Here is a 20153-nt window from a genome sequence, read left to right as displayed (position 1 = left end):
CGGGCCGACGACGATTCGGCAGGCACGCAGAATGGTCGGGTGCGCGCAGCAGTTACCGAGGCGAGACGGCTGGTCGTGAAGATCGGCTCGTCGTCGCTGACCACGGCCACCGGCGGCCTCGACGGCGACCGGGTGGACGCCCTGGTCGACGTGCTCGCCGGCCTGGTCGCCGACGGACGTGAGGTGGTTCTTGTCTCGTCCGGCGCGATCGCCGCCGGGCTCGCGCCGCTCGGGCTGACCCGACGTCCGCGTGACCTGGCCACCCAGCAGGCGGCGGCCAGCGTCGGGCAGGGGCTGCTGATCGGCCGGTACGCCGCCAGCCTGGCCCGGCACGGGCTGACCACCGGGCAGGTGCTGCTGACCGCGGACGACGTGACCCGCCGGGCGCACTACCGCAACGCGTACCGGACGCTGCGCAAGCTGCTCGATCTCGGCGCGGTGCCGATCGTCAACGAGAACGACACGGTCGCCACCGACGAGATCCGCTTCGGCGACAACGACCGGCTGGCCGCGCTGGTCGCCGCGCTGGTGCACGCCGACCTGCTGGTGCTGCTCTCCGACGTCGACGCCCTCTACACCGGCGATCCGGCGAAGCCGGCCAGCGAGCGGATCGCCGAGGTACGCGACGCCGCCGACCTGGCCGGGGTGGCGATCGGCCGGGCCGGCCGGGCCGGGGTCGGCACCGGCGGCATGGTCACCAAGGTGGAGGCGGCCCGGATCGCCACCGGGTTCGGCATCCCGGTGGTGCTGACCGCCGCCCCGCTGGCCGCACCGGCGCTGCGCGGCGAGCCCGTCGGCACCCTGTTCCACCGGGTGGCGCGCCGGCCGGCCGCCCGGCTGTTCTGGCTGGCGCACGCCACCGCGCCGCGCGGCCGGCTGCACCTGGACGCCGGCGCGGTGCAGGCGGTGGTCGCCCGGCGCAAGTCGCTGCTGCCGGCCGGGATCACCGCGGTGGACGGCACGTTCACCGCCGGGGATCCGGTCGACCTGGTCGACACCGCCGGTGCGCCGGTGGCCCGTGGGCTGGTCAACTATGACGCGGTGGAGTTGCCGACCCTGCTCGGCCGGTCCACCGGCGAGCTGGCCGCCACGCTCGGCCCCGGCTACGAGCGGGAGGTCGTGCACCGCGACGACCTGGTGTTGTTATGACCCGACGACAGGTGTGACCATACGTGAGGAGACAGCGATGAGCGTGACCGAGCAGGCCCGCCGGGCGCGGGTGGCCGCCGACGAGCTGGTCACCGCCACCCGGGCGGCCAAGGACGCCGGGTTGCTGGCGATGGCCGACGCACTGGTCGCCCGTACCGCCGAGATCGTGGCCGCGAACGCGGCCGACCTGGACGCCGGACGGGCCAACAGCCTGTCGACGGCGCTGCTGGACCGGCTGGCGCTGACCGAGCAGCGGATCGCCGACATGGCGCAGGCGCTGCGCGAGATGGCCGGGCTGGCCGACCCGGTCGGTGCGGTGGTCCGCGGCTCGACCCTGCCCAACGGGCTGGAGCTGCGCCAGGTGCGGGTGCCGTTCGGGGTGGTCGGCATCATCTACGAGGCCCGGCCGAACGTGACCGTCGACGCCGCCGGCATCTGCCTCAAGTCGGGCAACGCGGCGCTGCTGCGCGGCTCGTCGTCGGCGGCGCACTCCAACACGGTCCTGGTGCAGGTGCTGCGGGACGCGCTCGTCGGTGCCGGCCTGCCGGCCGACGCGGTGCAGTTGCTGGACGCCTCGTCGCGCGACTCGGTCAAGGAGCTGATGCGGGCGCGCGGCCTGGTCGACGTGCTGATCCCGCGCGGCGGCGCGGACCTGATCCGCACCGTCGTGGAGGAGTCGACGGTGCCGGTGATCGAGACCGGGGTGGGCAACTGCCACGTGTACGTCGACGCGGCCGCCGACCTGGACAAGGCCCTCGGGGTCGCGCTGAACTCGAAGACGCAGCGGCTGTCCACCTGCAACACGGCGGAGTCGCTGCTGGTGCACGTGGACGTGGCGGCGGCGTTCCTGCCGAGGATGCTGGCCGCGCTGCGCGACGCCGGGGTCACCGTGCACGGCACCCCGGAGGTGGCCGCGTTCTCGTCCGACGTGGTGCCGGCCACCGACGAGGACTTCGCCACCGAGTACCTGTCGGCGGACATCTCGGTCGCCGTGGTCGGCTCGCTCGACGCGGCGGTGGCGCACATCAAGCGGTACGGCACCGGGCACACCGAGGCGATCGTCACCGACTCGGTCAGCGCGGCCCGCGACTTCGTCGCCCGGGTCGACGCGGCGGCGGTGCTGGTGAACGCGTCGACCCGGTTCACCGACGGCGGGCAGTTCGGCTTCGGCGCGGAGATCGGCATCTCGACGCAGAAGCTGCACGCCCGGGGTCCGATGGGGCTGCCGGAGCTGACCTCGACGAAGTACGTCGTCACCGGCGACGGCCACCTGCGCCAGTAGCCGGCGCCGCGCTCCACGCTCGGCGTGCCGGCGTGCCGGCGTGCCGGCGCCAGACGCCGGCGCCGCGCTCTGGCCGCCGGCCCGGCTACCGGCAGGCGCGGATGGCGGCCAGGGCGACGTGCACCTCGAAGGCGTCGCCCGCGTCGCTGTCCCAGCCGCCGTCGCTGCGTTGGGTGGCGGTCAACCGTTGCCGGGCGTTGACCAGCAGCCAGTCGTCGTCGGCGAGGCCGGCGCGGCGCAGCGCCGCCGCGAGTTGCGCCACGTCGCCGGGGGCCATGCCGGGCAGCCGCTCGTTGAGCACCACCTGCATCCGGGCCGATTCGTAGAACAGGGTCCGCCGGTAGAGGGTCGCCGCCGCCAGCCAGCCGGCCACCAGGTACGACGGCCAGGTGCCGTCCGGGCGCATCTGCTCGCCGAGGTGGCGGGCGGCGGCCTGGGCGGCCTCCTCGTGGCCGGCGTCGGCGACGCTCAGCCAGTAGCCGGCGCTGGCGGTCAGGTAGTAGGTGGCTTCCGGGTCGCCGGGTCGGGCCCAGTCGGGTGCCTCGCCGGCGAGGCTCTCGTCCTCTTCCCAGCTGCCGTCCGGCCGCTGCCGGGCGACCAGCCAGTCGAGGGCCTTGCGGGCGGCCGGCCGGTCGAGCGCGCCGAGGTCGTCGAGCTCGGCGAGCCGGAAGCAGGTGGCGTCGACCGAAGCGACGTCACCGGCCCAGAAGGCGGGCCAGCCGCCGTCCGGCGCCTGCCCGACCTCGGCGCTGGCGAGCACGTCCGACTGTGGGGCGGCGCCGGTGCGCAACCAGGACAGGCGGGCCCGGTCCACGGTGTCGCCGTGTGCCACGACGAATCCGATGGCGGCATCCATATCGACCACGGACGAAAGGCTACCGGCGGGTCGCGAATCCCGCTTCGGTAACTCAGTCAAGGTCAACTGGCCGGCCGGGGACCTGGGCGACCCAGATCCCCGGGTGGCCCGGTCAGTAGCTGGGCAGCGAGGGGTCGATCTGCTTGACCCAGGACAGCACCCCGCCCTGGACGTGCACGGCGTCCTTGAACCCAGCGGCCTTGACCGCGGCGAGCGCTTCGGCCGACCGTACGCCCGACTTGCAGTGCAGCACGATCTGCCGGCCCTGCGGCAGCTTCGCCAGCGCTTCGCCGCTGATGAACTCTCCCTTGGGGATCAGCGTCGAGCCGGGGATCTTGACGATCTCGTACTCGGCCGGCTCGCGCACGTCGACCAGGAACACGTCCTTGCCGGCGTCCTGCCACTCCTTCAGCTCCCGGGCGGTGATCGTGGAGTCGACCACCGCCTCCTCGGCCTCGGTCGAGACGGCGCCGCAGAAGTCCTCGTAGTCGATCAAACCGGTGATCGGCTCGGCGTTCGGGTCCTTGCGGATCTTGATGGTCCGGTACGTCATTTCCAGCGCGTCGTAGACCATCAGCCGGCCGAGCAGCGGGTCACCGATGCCGGTGATCAGCTTGATCGCCTCGGTCACCATGATCGAGCCGATCGAGGCGCACAGCACACCGAGCACGCCGCCCTCGGCGCAGGACGGCACCATCCCGGGCGGCGGCGGCTCCGGGTAGAGGTCACGGTAGTTCGGGCCGTGCTGGTCCCAGAAGACGCTGACCTGCCCGTCGAACCGGTAGATCGAACCCCACACGTACGGCTTGCCGAGCAGCACGCAGGCGTCGTTGACCAGGTAACGGGTGGCGAAGTTGTCGGTGCCGTCGAGGATCAGGTCGTACTGGCCGAAGATGTCGAAGACGTTGTCGTTGTCCAGCGACACGTCGTGCAGCTGGATGTTGACGTACGGGTTGATCTCCCGGACCGACGACGCGGCCGACTCGGCCTTGGACCGGCCGATGTCGGACTGGCCGTGGATGATCTGGCGTTGCAGGTTCGACTCGTCGACGGTGTCGAAGTCGACGATGCCGAGCGTGCCGACACCCGCGGCGGCCAGGTACATCAGGGCGGGCGAGCCGAGGCCGCCGGCACCGACGCAGAGGACCTTGGCGTTCTTGAGGCGTTTCTGGCCGTCGACGCCGACATCCGGGATGATGAGGTGCCGCGAGTAGCGGCGGATCTCATCGACGGTGAGCTCGGCGGCGGGTTCGACGAGCGGGGGCAACGACACGGTGAACTCCCCGGGATCGGCAATGTTGGCTGCGCTATTGTTGCTCGCTCGCCGCCGGCTCGGCCATGAGTAGCGACACCGCCCGCGATCCGGGATCCGGGAATAGCCCCGGTCACGGATGACGGGTCGCGGATGGCCGGTCACCGGTCGCGGTCACGGCATCGGTGGTCCGGTGTAGCGCTTTCCGTCGACGTACGGCCAGCCGTTGGCCTGGCAGCCCTGCAGCCCGTACGTCTGCTGCTGCATCACCGGCGCGGGTCGTCCCGGCGCCGGGCAGAGTTCGTGGCCCATGCCGAACTGGTGGCCTACCTCGTGGTTGATCGCATAGGCGCGGTAGACGGCCAGCGGGGCGCCGTAGTCCGGCACCGCCCGCATCCAGCGATCCATGTTGATGATGACCTGTCCGGGCAGCCGGCATGAGGTGTACTTCTCGGTGACCAGGCCGCCGAGCGCGCACATCTGCTCGGATGTTCCGGGCGTGGCCAGGTAGATGGTGAACTCGGCGGCGGCGGTACGCGGCACCCGCTGCAGCCGGAACTGGCGCCCGGCGACCCAACTGCGGTCGTCGCCGAGGGTCGCGTCGACGACCGCCGCGAACTCGTCGGGACGCAGGCTGATCCCGTCCTCCACCGCGACGCGGAACCGGCGCAGCTCACCGGCCCAACCGAGCACCGGACCCGCGCCGGTGAGGAACGCGAACGTACCGGGACCCGTCTGCGGATAGGTCACCGGCGGCGCCGGCGGCCCGTCCGGCCCGTCCGGCCCGCCGGACCCGGTGTCCGGCGGCGGGGCCGGCTCGGGTGTGTCGACCGGCTGTTCCGGCTGCGGTCGCAGGACCGGTGGCAGCCGGTCGGGCTCGGCGTCGGCGCCGGCGGACGACGCGCCGCCGCCCGGTCCCGGTTCCCGCACCGCAGTCGGCACCCGGCCGACCGCGCCCGCCCCGGCGTGCACCAGGTCCGCCCCGATCAGTACGGCAGCGGCCATGACCAGCGCTAGCACACCAGCGCGCCGACGTCGGCGGGACAGCCGACGCAGCCGGCGATCGCGCGGTGACAGTTGCCCGACCGGCCGGACAGTTCTCGTTTGACGTGGTGCACGTGTCCGACGTGGTGCGCGCGGCCGATCCCACCGGCCGGCGCCCGGTTGCACATCCCGCACTGCGGCCCGCCCCTCATGGCGTACCTCGCCCGTCCACGCCGATCGGAGCAGATGCACGGCGGGGGGCGGACCGGCGTGGCTTTCGTGGCCTGACAGGCACAGGCTGTCATGACCGCGTCACCGAACCGCGTAGACGCGCGGAGCCAACCGATTAAACCCTGCAATCTACCCTTTTGGCCCGTATCCCCGGGACGATCCGGTACCGGGCCAGGTCAGACTGCCGGACCCGCGTACCGCTCACCGTCCAGGTACGGCCACGCGTTGGCCACGCACTCGTTGAGGAAGAGCGTCTGCTGCATCATCACCGGCGCCGGTTCGCCGCTACCCGGACAACGCTCGTGACCGTACCCGAGTTCGTGGCCGACCTCGTGGTTGATCACGTACTCCCGGTACAGGTCCAGTGGCACCTGCGCGCTGACGAAGTGCTCCACGGAACGACGCCAGCGGGCCAGGTTGATGATCACCTTGCCGACGCCACGGCACGAGGTGTACGGCTCACCGTCGATGCGGATGTCCACGTACACCGACTGGCACAGCTGGGCCGCGGTCTGCGGCGTGGCCAGATAGATGGTGAAGTCGTGGCCGGCCTGGTCGGGGACTCGCTGCAGGCGCAGCTGGTTGCCACCGATCCAGCTACGCGGATCGGACAGCGTCGCTTCCACCGCGTCACCGAACTCGTCGACGTCCTCGTCGGCGCCCTTCTCCACGGCGATGCGGTAGCGGCGCAGGGTGCCGGACCGGCCGGCGATCTCGCCCTGCACGGTGCCGAAGGCGAACTCGCCGCTGCCCGCCGAGGGCACCGGGCCGGCCAACTGGAACACCGGCTGCGGGGGCGCGGTGGTGGGCAGGGGCGTCGACGGTTGCGCCGTCGTCGCGACGCCGGTCGGCTCGGGCTGCGGACGGGTAGCCGGCGCGGCCAGTGCGTCGCGGCCCGCCGGCGCGTCGAGGCGGGGCAGCGCGAAACCGATCGCCGCCAGCCCGATCGCCGTCACCGTCAACGCGCTCAGCACCGGCCAACGCAGCTGCTGCCAGCGCGAGCGTGGAGCCCGCCGCCGACGACGGCGGTGTGCCGCCGCGGCGCGAGCCCGAGACGTGCGGGCGGATCTCGTCGGGCCGCTGCTGGTGACAGACATCGCTGAACAGATTGCCACACCAGCGGCCGGAGGTGGACCCCCTGCTCAGGCGAGCAACGCGTCCAACCTGCGGTTGACCGCCGCGAGCGTGGCCCGTACCACAGCTTGTCGAGGGTCCCCGGAGACCAGGGCCGACCCGGCGAGTTGTTCCACCCAGCCGCCGCAGGCGAGCAGCACCACGACCACCGCGACCTCGCAACCCCCCATCGGGACCACCGCCGCGTGCTCGACGAAGCAGCGACCCCGGTCGGGTGCGCCGGCCGGACCGGTGAGCAGGTCCTCGATCGCCGAGGCGGCAGCCGCCGCGCACAGCCGCAACACGTACCCGTCGAGTGCCGGACCGGTCGACACGCCGGACGCGGTCAGCCCTCCTGCGGTCAGCCGCACCTCGACGGTGGCGTCCACCCCGAAGGTGCTGACCTGCACATGGTCGAGGACCACCCGTGGGCCGGGCCGCCCGCCGGGATTCAGCGGACGTGGCGGCCCGCTCTGTGGACCGGTGCCGCTGTCCGGGCCGGCGGTGCCCGAGGGGCAGGGCACGCCGGTCGTCGGGGCGTCCGGCTCTGGCCGCGCCCGTGGGGTCTGACGCCGGCGGCGCGGTACGTCCGCCGGGTCGGGCGGCGACCAGCCGGGTACGCCCGGTGGCGACCAGGCAGGCGACCTCGGCGGCGACCAGTTGGTGACGCCCGGCGGCGACCAGCCGGGCGCTCCGGCAGGCCGCTCCGGTTGCCCCACGTCTGCCGGCAGGGCCGGCAACGCGGCCGTCTGCTGGTCCACGCCCGACAGGTTCTGCGGCGCCGCCGCCAGTCCCATCCGTTCCTGCAGGAGCCGGGCGACGATCCGGCTCACCTCGGCCGGGTCGGCCCCCTCCGCGAGATCCAGCCGGAGGCTGTGCGCTCCGGCGTCGGTGGTACGCAACGAGGCGTCACGCACGCCGCCCACGCCACGCACCGCGGCGAGGATCGCGTTGACGTCGAAACCTTCCGGCCGCTCCTGCGGCTGGGCGGCGATGTCGCCACGACGCAGATGCGACGCGATCCGCGCGAGTTCCGGCGTTTCCGCCGACGGTTCGACGAGAGCCGGCTGTGGCACGGTCGGCACGTCCGGATCGGCGGGGACCCGCTGCGGCAGGGCATCGAGTGCCGCTGCGGCGATCGGCGTGGAAAGGTCGGCGGACACCGTCGGTGGCGGTGGCAGTGGTGGTGGCGGCGGTGGCGGTGGTTCACCGGCCGATGTCGCCGGGGTGACGGCGGGTGGTTCCTCGGCCGGGTCTTCGGACGGTCGGCGTGCGGTGGCTCGCCGCCGTGGCATCAGTTCCTCGCCCGGTCCGGGCTCCGGACCCGGGGCCGCCTCCGGTTCGTAACGCGGCGGACCCGCGGCCGACCGGTAGTCGGCGGTCTGGCCGAGGTCGGTCGGCCGGTCCGCCCGCCACGGGACTTCGTCACGGACCGCCGGAAACTCGTCGCGCCGGGTCGGGAGGTCCTCGCGCCCGGCCGCGCGCTCCGACGGCGTCCACGGTGATTCTGGGCCCGGTCCCGAACCCGGTCCTGACGCCGGGGCGGCGGGACCGTCGTCCGTCGACCACGACCGCGGCTGGCCGGGCCAGTCGCCGTCGTCCCGGTTACTTGCCGACCATCCGGGCGGTTCGACCGGATCAGCCGCGCGTTCCACTCGCACCGGCGGGGCGCTGGCGGGCTCGGCGATCCATGGCTCGTGGTCGCCTTGGGCCGCCGTCGACTGAGCCTCGGACCAGTCCGGCCTGCCGGTGCTCTCCCACCGTTGCGGCTCCGCCGGCGCCCAGCTCTGCCCGTACGACCAGGCGTGTTCGTCGGCGCCCGCCCCGGGACGACGCCACTCGCCGGTCGTACCTGGTCGGGGCCACTCGCCGGTCGCGCCCGGTCGGGGCCACTCGCCCGAGGAACCCGACGCCGACCACTCGCCAGCGACAGCACCCCGGCCGGACCAATCGTCCGCGGCCTGTCGGTCAGGCGCCGATCGCTGCCTCCAGGACGGGTAGGGCTCCGGCGGCAGCGGCGGCTCGTCTCCGTCGCCCGGACCAGCGGCCGAAAGATCCGGCGGCTGGGCGCCGCCGGCCGGGTCGCTGACCGGCGCGGTCGCGCCCAACGGAGTGCCGGTCGCGCCGACCGGATCGTCGGCGGCGTCCCCGATCGGGTCGGTACCGCCGCCGGCGGCATCGCCGTCGAGTCCGGTCTGGCCACCGGTACGTGACACCGGCCCGCCGTCCCTGGCCGTGGGTGGTCCGGTGGTTGCGGCGCGCTCCGGCGCCGGCCGGCCGACGACGGGCGCCTGGAAACCGGGCTGGGTGCCGGGCCGCGCCTGGCGCGGCGTGGCCGGCGAAACCGGTGCCGCCGAGGCGACCGGCACCGGCACCGGCCGCAGTGGAGCGGACGGCACCGCGCGGGCGGTGTCCTGCCAACGGGGCGGCGGGTTGACCGGGGTCGCCATCGGCCGGGTGTCGTCGCGCCGTCGGTGGTCGTACTCGCCGCCGGCATCGCGCGCGGCGGACCCCCCGGCACCGGGTCCGGTGGCGGCCTCGGGGTCACGGGACGCCGACTCCCCCGCCGGGGCCGGCCGGGGAGTCGGCACGATCGTCCGCTCGCGGGCCATATCGGGAACACGCCGGTCCGGAGGCGAATCCAGAACGAGCCGGTCCGGCGGCGGATCGGGAACAGCCCGCTCGCGGGCCACGCCGGGATCGGCGGGGAACTGGGCGGCTTCGGCGGCCGTCCGGCCGGCGTCGACCATTCGGTAGCCGCGCGGTGCCGTGCCGGCGCTGCGCGGCGTGCGGGTGAACGGCAGTACGTCCGCGTACCGCGATGACGGGTCGGACGGGTCGGCCCAGGTGGCACCGTCCGGGCCGCTGACCGGCGTGTCACGCGATGTCCACGCCTCGCCCGGCCGATCAGCGTCCGGCCCGGTGGCAGGCCGGCCCGGCCATCGCGACCAGTCGTCCGTTGCCTGGTCACGACGGCCCCGCGGATCCGCTCCGCCATCGTCTCGCCCCGGGACGGCCCCGCGGGGTTCACCTGATTCGTCCACCGTGCGCTCCTCGGTCGCCCCCGCTGAGGCTACCGTGTGCTGACAGTGGCGATAAGTTGCAACGTCGGGCTAATTAACTGGCCAGGTGATATGCACTGATCGTTTTCGTTCGTACGCCGATCAGAGTCCCCAGCACACCCGGGAGGTTCGACATGACCGCTGCGTCGAGCGGCGCACAGATGGCCGGCCGGCCGGCGCGGCTGCCGCGCTCTGCGCGTCGCAAGCAGCTGCTCGCCGCCGCCCAGGAGGTTTTCGTGGCGCAGGGTTACCACGCGGCGGCAATGGATGACATCGCGGAACGCGCCGGGGTCTCCAAGCCAGTGCTTTATCAGCATTTTCCGGGCAAATTGGAGTTGTATCTGGCGCTACTCGACACGCATTGCGACGCCATCATCGCCAAAGTGGCCGCGGCGATGGCGGCCACCACCGAGAACAAGGAACGGGTCAGCGGCGCCGTGCAGGCGTACTTCGACTTCGTCGACGAGGAGAGCGGCGCCTTCCGGCTGGTGTTCGACTCGGACCTGCGCAACGAACCGGCCGTACGTGAGCGGGTCGAACGCGTCGAGCAGGAGTGCATCGCGGCGATCACCGACACCATCATCTCGGATACCGGGGTGAGCCGCTCCAGGGCCGAGTTGCTCGCCTCCGGCCTGGTGGGCGCGGCGGAGACGGCCGCCCAGTTCTGGCTCGCCGGAGGCCGCCAGGTGCCCAAGTCCGAGGCCGAGACGCTACTCGCCGCGCTGTCGTGGCGCGGGATCGCCGGTTTCCCACTACAGGGCGAGGCATCCTGAACGCGGTCAGCGTCCATCGGCTAACCTTCGCGTTGGCGTTGTTTTCGCCCACCTCAAGGAGGGGACCCCGTGGAGGTCAAGATCGGCGTGCAGTACGCCGCGCGTGAGCTCGTCCTGGAAAGTGCCCAGACGCCGGCAGAGATCGAGCAGATCGTGACCCAGGCCATCGCGTCCGAGGGCACCCTCTCCCTGACCGACGAGCGGGGCCGGCGGGTCATCGTGCCGGTCGACAAGGTGGCCTACGTCGAGATCGCCGAAGCCGCCCCCCGGGCGGTCGGATTCACCGTCCGCTGACCGGATCGTGGGCTGCCGGTCCTGCGTCGGCTGAGCAGCCTGCCCTCTCCGTACCGGCTCGTCCGAGCCGGTAGTCGCTCCGCCGCCTGGATGCGTGTGGTCGGCGTTTGTCCGGCGATGTCACAGCCGCCGCCGACCCTTACTCACGTGATCCACATCACGGTCAGCCGGCCCAGTCGTACCGGCAGCCACCGATGTCGGTCACGTCGACGCAGCTTGTCGGTTACCATGGTCGGAAATGCTGCGGCCGTCGAGTCTGCTCGAGCCGGGTTCGCGGCGCGTGTGCGGCCCGCGACCTGTCGATCGCGTGTGGCCAGGCACCTGGCCAGCGTCGTCAGTTGGCGTCCTGTTCCGGCAGCCCGTGGGCGACGCACAGACTCCGCGCCGCGCAGCGCCCGCGCCGTACCGGCGCCGAACGCACAAGGCCGCGCCAAAGCGGCGCCGAACGCACAAAGCGGCGCCGGCTCGGCGCCTGACACAGAGCGCGCCAAAGCGGCGCCAGACCGATATCGCGCCCGCACGGCATCACCGGGGCGCACCACGAGAGGGCACCCCCGACACCCGATGACTGACATCACTGAACACAACGCCGGTGACGAACCGGCGAAACGGCCGCCGGTGCGGCCGGACAGCCCGACCTTCGCCGATCTCGGCGCCCGCGCCGAAACGGTCGCCGCGCTGGCCGACGTCGGTATCAGGCACGCCTTCGCGATCCAGGAGTACGCCCTGCCGATCGCGCTGCGCGGCAGTGACCTGATCGGCCAGGCGCCGACCGGAACGGGCAAGACGCTCGGCTTCGGCGTACCGCTCGTCGACCGGGTCTTCGCTCCGGCCGAGGGCGCCGACGGCGTGCCGCAGGCTCTCGTCGTGGTACCCACCCGCGAACTGGGCCTGCAGGTCGCCAAGGACCTCGCCGCCGCAGGCAGCACCCGCGGCGTGCGGGTGCTGCCCATCTATGGCGGCGTCGCGTACGAGACGCAGATCGAGACGCTGCGCGCCGGGGTGGAGATCCTGGTCGGCACCCCCGGCCGGCTGATGGACCTGGCGAAGCAGAAGAAGCTGCGGCTGGACCGGATCCGGGCACTGGTGCTCGACGAGGCCGACCGCATGCTCGACCTCGGTTTCCTCGACGACGTCGAACGGATCCTGGCCATGCTGCCGGAGGACCGCCAGACGATGCTGTTCTCGGCCACCATGCCGGATCCGATCGTCGCGCTGTCCCGGCGGTTCCTGCGCCAGCCGGTCACGATCCACGCCGGGCACACCGTCGAGACGGGCACGCCGCCGTTGACCCGGCAGCTCGTCTACCGCACCCACCCGATGAACAAGATCGAGATCGTGGCCCGGATCCTGCAGGCCGAGGATCGCAGCTTGACCATGATCTTCACGCGGACCAAGCGGGCCGCCGACCGGGTGGCCGAGGACCTGGACTTCCGCGGTTTCGCGGTCGCCGCCGTGCACGGCGATCTCGGCCAGGGGGCCCGAGAGCGCGCCCTGCGCGCCTTCCGTACCGGCAAAATCGACATCTTGGTCGCCACCGACGTCGCCGCCAGGGGCCTGGACGTCTCCGGCGTCACCCACGTCATCAACTACGACTGTCCCGAAGATCAGGACGCCTACACGCACCGGATCGGGCGCACCGGCCGAGCGGGTGCCACCGGCGTCGCGGTCACCTTCGTCGACTGGGAGGACATGACCCGGTGGCGGATCATCGACAAGACCCTCGGTCTGGAGATGCCGGAGCCGCCGGAGACGTACCACACCTCCGGCCACCTCTACTCCGACCTGGACATCTCCCAGGATATCTCCGGCACGCTCCCTAGCGCCGAGCGCACCCGCGCCGGGCTCGCCGCGGAGGTCGAGGAGGACCTCGGCGGGCGGGCCCGCGACGGGCGACGCCGCAGCGACGGGCGGCGGCCCGAACGTTCGGACGGCCGCTCGCGGCAACGGTCACGGACCCGTTCCGGCAAACCGCAGGATGCCGGTACGCAAGCCGGCGGGCCGGAGCAAAGCGCGTCAGGTGGGCCGGCCGCCGAAGCGGGCGCCGCGCAGCCCGCCCCGGCGGCCGGCGGCCAGTCCCGCCAGCCGCGCCGTCGACGTCGGGGTGGGCGCGTCGTCAGCGGCGATCCGTCGACCGGCACCGGCGACGCGCCAGCGGGTGATGGCGGCATCGCAGGCGCGGCCAACGATTCGGCTGGCGGGGCGGGTGCGACCGCAGGTGGCGCCGCCGGTGGCACGGCCCGCCGTCGCCGACGCCGTCGGTCCGGCGGCCGCAGCGACAGCGGCGAAAGCTGATCGGGTGACATCGGGGTCCGGCAGGGGTGGCGCGGACACCGGCCGACCGGGCCCCGGATCATGACCGCCATGCCACAGTCCCTCACCGACGCCCTCGCCGACATCCGGTCGTTGCTGCTCAGTCCCGGGCTGACCCGGGCGGTCGCGGCCGGTCGCCGCCGCGGCGCACCGCCGGTGGTCACCCGGGCCGAATTGCGGCTCGTCGCCCTGGGCACCGGCACCCACCTGCAGATCGTCACCAGCGACGGGGCCCGGCCGGCGACCCGCAACGTGCCGCTCGGCCGCCGCGCCGAGGACGCGGTGGACGAACTACTCGCCGAGCCGTTCGGCAACTGGCACGTCGAGACGGCCGACGCCACCGTGCAGCTGCGGGTGACCAAGAAGGGTGCCGCCCAGCTGCACCGTGCGCCGGCCGACCGGGCCGCCGGCACACCGGCCGGACATGACCGGGCCAAACAGTACCTGCTCGCCCCGGACGATCCGCTGTTCACCGCGATCGGCGCCAGCGCCGCGAAACGCCGCCAGGTCGATGCCTTCCTACGGGCGCTGGCCGCCACCCTGCCGGACCCGTTGCCCGACGGTCCGCTGCGCGTGGTGGATCTCGGCTGCGGCAACGCCTATCTGACCTTCGCGGCCTACCGCTACCTACACGACCGTGGAGCGCGACCGTTGGTCGTCGGGGTGGACGTACGCGACGACCAGCGCCGGCGCAACACCGCGCTGGCCGCCGAACTCGGCTGCGCCGACGAGGTGCGGTTCGTGGCCGGCACCATCGCGCAGGCACCGGTCGATCCGCCGCCGGATCTGGTGCTGGCGCTGCACGCCTGCGACACGGCGACCGACGAGGCCCTCGCCCGGGCGGTCGCCTGGCAGGCACGCTGGGTGCTGGCCGCGCCGTGCTGCCACCACGACATCGCCGTCCAACTGCGCCGGGGACAGCCGCCGGCACCGTACGGGCCGCTGGTCTCCGCCGGGATCCTGCGGGAACGCTTCGCCGACGTACTCACCGACACGCTGCGGGCCACGCTGCTGCGGACGTACGGCTACCGGGTGGACGTGGTCGAGTTCATCGACTCCCAGCACACCCCACGCAACCTGCTGCTGCGGGCCCGCCGGGGCGGAGTCACCGACCGGCAGGCGCACCGACGGGCGTACGCCGAACTGGTCGACCAGTGGTCGGTGACGCCGCGGCTGCAGACTCTGCTGGACCGGGCCCGAGCCGCAGCGCGGCTGCCGATGGTCAGCGGATCGTGACGGTGAATTCCGCGGTGCGCACCTCACCGGCCACCTGAAAGTCCAGGAACAGCCGGTAGTCACCCGAGCTGGGCACCGCCAGCCAGAACTTGATCGCACCGCCGACCAGCTCGGCCTCCGGATGTACGTGCAGGTAGCCGAGGTCACCGGCGCGCACCGCGACCAGGTGCCCGTACGCACCGAGGTACGGCTCGAGCCGCGGTGTCGGCTGGCCGTCGCGCGCCACCTCGAACAGCAGCGGGGCCACCGCCCCCTGCTGCGGCACCCCCCGCATGGTCACGGTGAAGTCGTCCACCCGCGCGGCGCCGGCCGCGGCGGGCAGCTCCCCCGGCTGGTAGTGCCCGGCGACGACCAGATCGACGCCGAGGGTCAGGGCGAGCGACTGGCCGCTGGTGTCTCGGATGGTGAAGTCGGTGTAGAGCCGCCAGGTCCCGGCGTCGGCGAGCAGCAACGGCAGGGTCCAGGTGCCGTCCGCCGACATCTGCGGGTGCAGGTGCTGATAGCCGGTCAGATCGCGCCGTACGACGATCACGTGCATCGGCTTGTCGTGTACCACCTCGAAGGCGGTGACCGGCCGCTGATCGGAGTCGACGATCTGGAACCGCAGGTCGACCTGCGTGCCGGCGGGCAACTGGGTGCGCTGTGGGACAAGGGTGTATCCGGTGTCGCTGACCGACAGGCCGGCCACCTGTCCGGCTCCGCCGTTCACGCCGCCGCCGTGCAGGTGCGGCTCGGTCCCGGGCGGGTGCAGGTGGTCGTCGACCTCGGCGGCGCTTCGCGTACCGATGTTGGTCGGTGCGGTGACGGCGCGGCCGAGGGCGAACCCGGCGAGCAGGGCGAGCACCACCGCACCGACCAGCGTGGCCAGCCGCAACGTGCCCGTATCCGTCACCTGCCGACCTCCCTGTCGCCTGTTCCGTCGCCGGCAGCGCCAGGCTGCTGACCTGCTGACGGTAGCTGCCGACCGACCCGCCCGGGCAGGTCGGGTGGCTGGCCGTGTCCTTCGTAACTCTGAGTCGTTGTACTCTCCGTGACCGTTAACAGCTTGGTAGGCAAGACGACCCTGCTCGCCTCCGCTGTGGCCGCCGCGTTGCTGCCGGTTCCAGCTCAGGCGCAGGCATCCATCGCCGAACTGAACCGGCGGATCGACCAGGCGTCCCACCAGTTGGAAGCGGTGGTCGAGCAGTTCAACGAGATCCGGGTGGATCTGCGGGCGAACCGGGAACGCGCCAGCCGGCTCGCCGACACGATCACCGAACTGGACCGGCAACTCGCCGCCCACCGCGACCAGGTCGGCCACCTCGTCGCCAGCACGTACCGGGTGAACGGCAACCGGCCGGTGGTCACCCTGCTGTCGGCGGCGTCCGCCGAGCACTTCGTGGATCAGCTACTGATCGCCGACGTGATCAACCGGGACCAGAACCGGACCATCGCCGGCCTGCGTGACGCCCGCCAGCGCAGCGAGTCCGCCCGCCAGGCGGCGGCTGCCCTGCTGGAGCAGCAGCAACTGCAGGAGCAGCATCTCGCCGCCAAGCGGCAGCAGATCGAGAGCGAGATCCGGCACCTGACCGAGCTGCGTAACCGCCAGCAGGCACTGCTGAACCGGGCGGGTGCGGCGGCTGCCAGCCGCAGCCCGGCCGGCGACCCGGACTCCGGGCAACTGGGATCCGCCACCGGTCCGGCCGCCACCGCGGTCGCCTTCGCGCACGCCCAGTTGGGCAAGCCGTACCGGTGGGGATCCGCCGGCCCGTACTCGTACGACTGTTCCGGGCTGACCTCGGCGGCGTGGGCGAAGGCCGGGGTACGGCTGCCGCACAACGCCCGCCGGCAGTTCGGCGTCGTGACCCGGATCGGCCGCGACCAGCTGCGTCCCGGTGACCTCGTCTTCTTCTACAGCAACGTGCAACACGTCGGGATCTACATCGGGTCCGGCAAGATGATCCACGCGCCACGGCACGGCGAGCTCGTGCAGATCGAACGGATCGACTACCAGCCGATCCGCGGCTACGGCCGGCCGGGCTGACCGGGCTGGCCGGGCTGGCCGGCGCCGGATCAGCCCGCCACGGCCAGCGCGAACGGCAGCACGGCCGGGGCACCGGCGAGACGCAGCTGGCGGGCCACCAGGGTGAGCGTCCAGCCGGAGTCGACCAGGTCGTCGACGAGCAGCACCGGACCCGACAGCCCCGGCAGCGCCGTGGCCAACTCCGACGGCACGACGAAGGCGTCGTGCAGGGCGCGTACCCGCTGCGCGCTGTTGCCCCGGCCGCCGGACGGCGGCACCGACCCCACCGGTTCGACCGCACCGAGCAGCGGCAGCCGGCCGACCTCGGCGATCCGTCGCGCCGTGCTGGCGACCAGTTCAGGGCGGGTGCGGGAGGCGACCGCGACCACCCCGACCGGTCGCGCCGGCCAGGGCTGGCCACCGCGCGCCCAGTCGGCCAGCACGTCGATCACCGCCGTGGCCAGGTCGTCCGGCAACGCGGTGTCCGGCTGCCCGGGTCCGAGCAGTGCCCGCAGCCGGCCGCCCCAGCCCAGGTCGGACAGGCGACCGACGGCCCGACCGGCCAGCGCCTGCTCGCCTGGGCCGATCTTGCCGCGCAACGGCACCCCGGCTGCTTCCAGACCGGTCGGCCAGAGCTTCTTGGGCACGATTTCCACCCCGGGGCGGCCGAGGAAAGCCTCGGCGGCCCGCAACGCTTCGGTGCTCACCTCGGTGGACAGCCAGCCGCCGACGCACCGGTCGCAGCGGCCACAGGCGGCGGCCTGCGGATCGTCCAGGCAGCGGCGGAGGAACTCCATCCGGCATCCTGGGCGTCCGACCACGCTGGCGGTCCCGGCGTACTCGCGCATGATCTCCTGCTCCGCGGTGCGCGCCTCGGCGACCCGGCGCAGCCGGGGCGCGTCGTAGTGCCAGGGCTCGCCGGTCGCGACCCAGCCGCCGCGCACCCGGCGGACCGCCCCGTCCACGTCCAGGACCTTGAGCATCAGTTCCAGGCGCGCGCGGCGTAGGTCGACGATCGGTTCCAGCGCCTGGGTGGACAGCGTCCGGTCGGCGCGCCCGAGGGCCTCCAGCACCGTACGCACCTGCTCCTCGCGGGGAAAGGCGAGCGAGGCGAAGTAGCGCCAGATGGCCTGGTCCTCGGCACCTGGCAGCAGGACCACGTCGGCGAACCGGTCGCCGTCGAGCGCCCGGCCGGCCCGGCCCACCTGCTGGTAGTAGGCGATCGGCGACGGTGGGGCGCCCAGGTGCACCACGAAGCCGAGGTCGGGCTTGTCGAACCCCATGCCGAGCGCCGAGGTCGCCACCAGCGCCTTGATCTTGTTGTCGAGCAGGTCCTGCTCGGCCGCGCGGCGCTGCGCGTCGTCGGTCTGACCGGTGTACGCGGCCACCGGGTAGCCGCGCGAGCGCAGGAACTCTGCGGTCTCCGCCGCCGCTGCGACGGTGAGGGTGTAGACGATGCCCGAGCCGGTGAGGGTGTCGAGGTGGTCGGCGAGCCAACCCAGCCGGTACGCCGCACCGGGCAGATCGATGACGGCGAGCCGCAGCGACTGCCGGTCCAGCGGGCCGCGCAGCACCAGGGTGTCGCCGAGCGTGCCACCGGCGTCGAGTTGCTCGGCGACGTCGGCGGTGACCCGGGCGTTGGCGGTGGCGGTGGTGGCGAGCACCGGGGTGCCGGCCCGCAGTTCGCGCAGGAAGGTACGGATCCGGCGGTAGTCGGGGCGGAAGTCGTGCCCCCAGTCCGACACGCAGTGCGCCTCGTCGATGACCAGCAGGCCGGTGGTGGCGGCCAGGCTGGGCAGCACGTTGTCGCGGAAGTCCGGGTTGTTGAGCCGTTCCGGGCTGATCAGCAGTACGTCGACCGTGCCGGCCCGGATCTCGGCGGTGATCTCCGCCCACTCGTCGAGATTCGCGGAGTTGATGGTGCGGGCCCGGATGCCGGCCCGTCCGGCCGCCGACACCTGGTTGCGCATCAGGGCGAGCAGCGGCGAGACGATCACCGTCGGCCCGGCCCGGTCACCGTCGGTGGCACCGGGCTGGTCGGTGGCGCGCGGCTGGTCGGTGGCGCGCAGCAGGGCGGTGGCGACGAAGTAGACGGCGGACTTGCCCCATCCGGTGCGCTGCACGCACAGCACCGGGCGCCGGTCGACGACCAGCGCCTCGATCGCCCGCCACTGGTCGTCGCGCAACCGCGCGTGCGGCCCGGCGAGGCGGTGCAGCATTGCCTCGGCCCGCTGGCGCACTGCCGCCCGGTCTCCTGCAGCCGCCGGTACGAGTCTGCCCGTCATGCCGAGGACGGTAACAAGCCCCGGCGTGACGGGCTGCGCTCGTCGCGCGGTCGCGGAGGCTACCGCTGCTCAGGCAGGGCGGCGCGGGCGGCGACCGCGGTGTCCGGGTGGTCGGCGAACAGGCCGTCGAGGCCGAGGGCGCAGAAGAGTTCGTACTCGGCGGTGATGTCGCCGCGCGCGGCCGGATCGGCACCGATGCGCAGGTCGGCCGGCAGGAATTGGTTCTCGGCCCGGAACGTCCAGGCGTGCACCACCAGCCCGGCGTGGTGGGCGTCCCGGATCAGCGTGGTGGGGGCGAGCAGCGTCCCGTCGGCGGCGCGCGGCACGATCAGGTCCTTGCTGGGGCCGACCCCGTCGGCGTACGTCGAGATCCACTTCAGGCCGGCGGGGGCGGCCAGGTCGGCGTAGCCGCGCGGGTCACCGGCCACGGTGAGGTCGTACGGCCGGCCGGTGGTGTTCAGCAGCTGGACCAGCCGCACCTTTGTCATCGTGCTGAGCTTGCGCAGGTTCGCCGTCTCGAAGGACTGGATGAACACGGCGTCGGACCGGCTGGTCAGCTTGTTGCGCCGCAGGGTGGCCACCAGCGGCTCCTCCAGCGGCAGCCCGATCGACTGGAAGTAGCTCGGGTGCTTGGTCTCGGGATAGACGCCGATGGTGCGGCCCAGTCGCCGGCTCTCCGCCCGGGCCAGGTCGATGATCTCCTGCAGGGTCGGCACCGGGAACTCCCCGTCGAAGGTGGTGTTGGTCGGCCGCAGCTGCGGCAGTCGCTCCACGGCGCGCAGGGTGCGCAACTCGGCCAGGGTGAAGTCCTCGGTGAACCAGCCGGTGACGCGGACTCCGTCGATGGTCCTGGTGGTACGCCGGTCCGCGAACTCGGGCCGGCCGGCCACGTCGGTGGTGCCGGAGATCTCGTTCTCGTGCCGGGCGACCAGCACCCCGTCGGCGGTCGACACCAGGTCGGGTTCGATGTAGTCGGCACCCTGCCGGATCGCCAGCCGGTACGCCTCCAGGGTGTGTTCGGGACGGTAGCCGCTGGCCCCGCGGTGCGCGATGACCAGCGGTTTCGGCTCGCTCTGCGGGTTGCCCCGCTGGGCCGGTCGGGTGGCGGTGGCGGCGGACGGGATGGCCATGGTGGCCAGCAACGTACCGGCGAGCAGCACGATCGGCAGGGTACGCGGCAACGTCGTCTCCTTCACAGGGGGCGGGCCGGGCATCATGGTGACCCGCGCCAGTGAAGACGCCTCGGGCGACGTACGGACGACACGGCGGCGACGTACGGTCGGTCGGCGGCTGACCGGGCGATGAATGTCGATCAATCATC

The 20153-nt window shown here is 73.0% G+C and carries 15 protein-coding genes and 1 pseudogene; 8 read left to right on the top strand and 8 right to left on the bottom strand.

Annotation, left to right across the window (positions count from 1 at the left end; all coding sequences use genetic code 11):
* Positions 1 to 39: 39 nt before the first annotated feature.
* Together proB and ACN27F_RS21550 are read left to right on the top strand one after the other, a co-directional pair.
* Complete coding sequence (proB, locus tag ACN27F_RS21555; protein ID WP_421436208.1) at positions 40 to 1149, top strand: glutamate 5-kinase; 1110 nt, start codon at positions 40 to 42, stop codon at positions 1147 to 1149.
* Positions 1034 to 2431 (top strand): glutamate-5-semialdehyde dehydrogenase, encoded by a 1398-nt coding sequence (locus tag ACN27F_RS21550; protein WP_421436206.1) that lies wholly within the window; start codon positions 1034 to 1036, stop codon positions 2429 to 2431. Before proB ends, ACN27F_RS21550 begins: the two co-directional genes overlap by 116 nt.
* Positions 2432 to 2516: 85 nt before the next feature.
* Here ACN27F_RS21550 and ACN27F_RS21545 read toward each other — a convergent pair whose 3' ends face one another.
* Entirely contained in the window at positions 2517 to 3296 is a 780-nt protein-coding gene (locus tag ACN27F_RS21545) for a prenyltransferase/squalene oxidase repeat-containing protein (RefSeq protein WP_421436203.1), read from the bottom strand.
* Between the two features lie 103 nt (positions 3297 to 3399).
* The gene (gene moeZ / locus ACN27F_RS21540) at positions 3400 to 4560 is read right to left on the bottom strand and encodes an adenylyltransferase/sulfurtransferase MoeZ (protein WP_421436200.1); all 1161 of its coding nucleotides are present in this window, start codon (positions 4558 to 4560) and stop codon (positions 3400 to 3402) included.
* On the opposite strand from moeZ, the gene ACN27F_RS21535 reads away from it, so the two are divergent.
* The gene (locus ACN27F_RS21535; RefSeq protein ID WP_421436198.1) at positions 4520 to 4633 is read left to right on the top strand and encodes an MYXO-CTERM sorting domain-containing protein; all 114 of its coding nucleotides are present in this window, start codon (positions 4520 to 4522) and stop codon (positions 4631 to 4633) included. The genes moeZ and ACN27F_RS21535 overlap by 41 nt on opposite strands.
* 80 nt (positions 4634 to 4713) lie before the next feature.
* Here the strand turns inward: ACN27F_RS21535 and ACN27F_RS21530 are convergent, their stop codons facing one another.
* The 3 genes and pseudogenes from ACN27F_RS21530 to ACN27F_RS21520 form a co-directional block, all read right to left on the bottom strand.
* Positions 4714 to 5544 carry a DUF3152 domain-containing protein gene (locus ACN27F_RS21530; RefSeq protein WP_421436196.1) on the bottom strand — a complete coding sequence of 277 codons (831 nt, stop codon included), beginning with the start codon at positions 5542 to 5544 and terminating at the stop codon, positions 4714 to 4716.
* Between the two features lie 386 nt (positions 5545 to 5930).
* Entirely contained in the window at positions 5931 to 6728 is a 798-nt protein-coding gene (locus ACN27F_RS21525) for a DUF3152 domain-containing protein (RefSeq protein ID WP_421436195.1), read from the bottom strand.
* Positions 6729 to 6896: 168 nt separating this feature from the next.
* Positions 6897 to 8210: pseudogene (locus ACN27F_RS21520) on the bottom strand (hypothetical protein); the annotation flags it as partial.
* 1853 nt (positions 8211 to 10063) lie between these two features.
* On the opposite strand from ACN27F_RS21520, the gene ACN27F_RS21515 reads away from it, so the two are divergent.
* The 4 genes from ACN27F_RS21515 to ACN27F_RS21500 all read left to right on the top strand — a co-directional run bounded on the left by ACN27F_RS21515 (position 10064) and on the right by ACN27F_RS21500 (position 14545).
* Positions 10064 to 10702, top strand: a complete 639-nt coding sequence (locus tag ACN27F_RS21515) for a TetR/AcrR family transcriptional regulator (RefSeq protein WP_421436192.1) — start codon at positions 10064 to 10066, stop codon at positions 10700 to 10702.
* Between the two features lie 69 nt (positions 10703 to 10771).
* Positions 10772 to 10996, top strand: coding sequence for a DUF3107 domain-containing protein (locus ACN27F_RS21510; protein ID WP_421436189.1), 225 nt, complete (start codon positions 10772 to 10774; stop codon positions 10994 to 10996).
* 564 nt (positions 10997 to 11560) lie between these two features.
* Entirely contained in the window at positions 11561 to 13291 is a 1731-nt protein-coding gene (locus ACN27F_RS21505) for a DEAD/DEAH box helicase (protein WP_421436188.1), read from the top strand.
* A gap of 69 nt (positions 13292 to 13360) precedes the next feature.
* On the top strand, positions 13361 to 14545 hold the full coding sequence (locus ACN27F_RS21500) for a class I SAM-dependent methyltransferase (RefSeq protein ID WP_421436186.1): 1185 nt from the start codon (positions 13361 to 13363) through the stop codon (positions 14543 to 14545).
* Here the strand turns inward: ACN27F_RS21500 and ACN27F_RS21495 are convergent.
* A complete protein-coding gene (locus tag ACN27F_RS21495) occupies positions 14532 to 15437 on the bottom strand; it encodes a hypothetical protein (protein ID WP_421436185.1) in 906 nt (301 codons plus the stop codon). The two genes, ACN27F_RS21500 and ACN27F_RS21495, sit on opposite strands and share 14 nt — an antisense overlap.
* A gap of 153 nt (positions 15438 to 15590) precedes the next feature.
* Here ACN27F_RS21495 and ACN27F_RS21490 point away from each other — a divergent pair, with 153 nt between their 5' ends.
* Positions 15591 to 16568 (top strand): NlpC/P60 family protein, encoded by a 978-nt coding sequence (locus tag ACN27F_RS21490; protein WP_421436183.1) that lies wholly within the window; start codon positions 15591 to 15593, stop codon positions 16566 to 16568.
* 29 nt (positions 16569 to 16597) lie between these two features.
* On the opposite strand, the gene ACN27F_RS21485 is transcribed toward ACN27F_RS21490, so the two are convergent.
* Positions 16598 to 18832: a DEAD/DEAH box helicase gene (locus ACN27F_RS21485; RefSeq protein ID WP_421436182.1), complete on the bottom strand. Its 2235-nt coding sequence runs from the start codon at positions 18830 to 18832 to the stop codon at positions 16598 to 16600.
* Positions 18833 to 18891: 59 nt separating this feature from the next.
* Positions 18892 to 20013, bottom strand: a complete 1122-nt coding sequence (locus ACN27F_RS21480) for a glycerophosphodiester phosphodiesterase (protein ID WP_421436181.1) — start codon at positions 20011 to 20013, stop codon at positions 18892 to 18894.
* Positions 20014 to 20153 lie beyond the last annotated feature (140 nt).

The sequence above is a fragment of the Solwaraspora sp. WMMB335 genome, assembly GCF_049179075.1.
Classification (GTDB): domain Bacteria; phylum Actinomycetota; class Actinomycetes; order Mycobacteriales; family Micromonosporaceae; genus Micromonospora_E.
The sequence above is the reverse complement of the archived record's forward strand: the minus strand, read 5'-3'. Positions and strand labels throughout refer to the sequence as shown.

What these genes read in the sequence shown, in the direction of transcription:
- ACN27F_RS21505 (WP_421436188.1), top strand. Translation starts at nt 11,561, where the DNA reads ATGACTGACATCACTGAACACAACGCCGGTGACGAACCGGCGAAACGG.
- ACN27F_RS21500 (WP_421436186.1), top strand. Translation starts at nt 13,361, where the DNA reads ATGCCACAGTCCCTCACCGACGCCCTCGCCGACATCCGGTCGTTGCTG.
- ACN27F_RS21530 (WP_421436196.1), bottom strand. Translation starts at nt 5,544, where the DNA reads ATGGCCGCTGCCGTACTGATCGGGGCGGACCTGGTGCACGCCGGGGCG.
- ACN27F_RS21550 (WP_421436206.1), top strand. Translation starts at nt 1,034, where the DNA reads ATGACGCGGTGGAGTTGCCGACCCTGCTCGGCCGGTCCACCGGCGAGC.
- ACN27F_RS21515 (WP_421436192.1), top strand. Translation starts at nt 10,064, where the DNA reads ATGACCGCTGCGTCGAGCGGCGCACAGATGGCCGGCCGGCCGGCGCGG.
- ACN27F_RS21485 (WP_421436182.1), bottom strand. Translation starts at nt 18,832, where the DNA reads ATGACGGGCAGACTCGTACCGGCGGCTGCAGGAGACCGGGCGGCAGTG.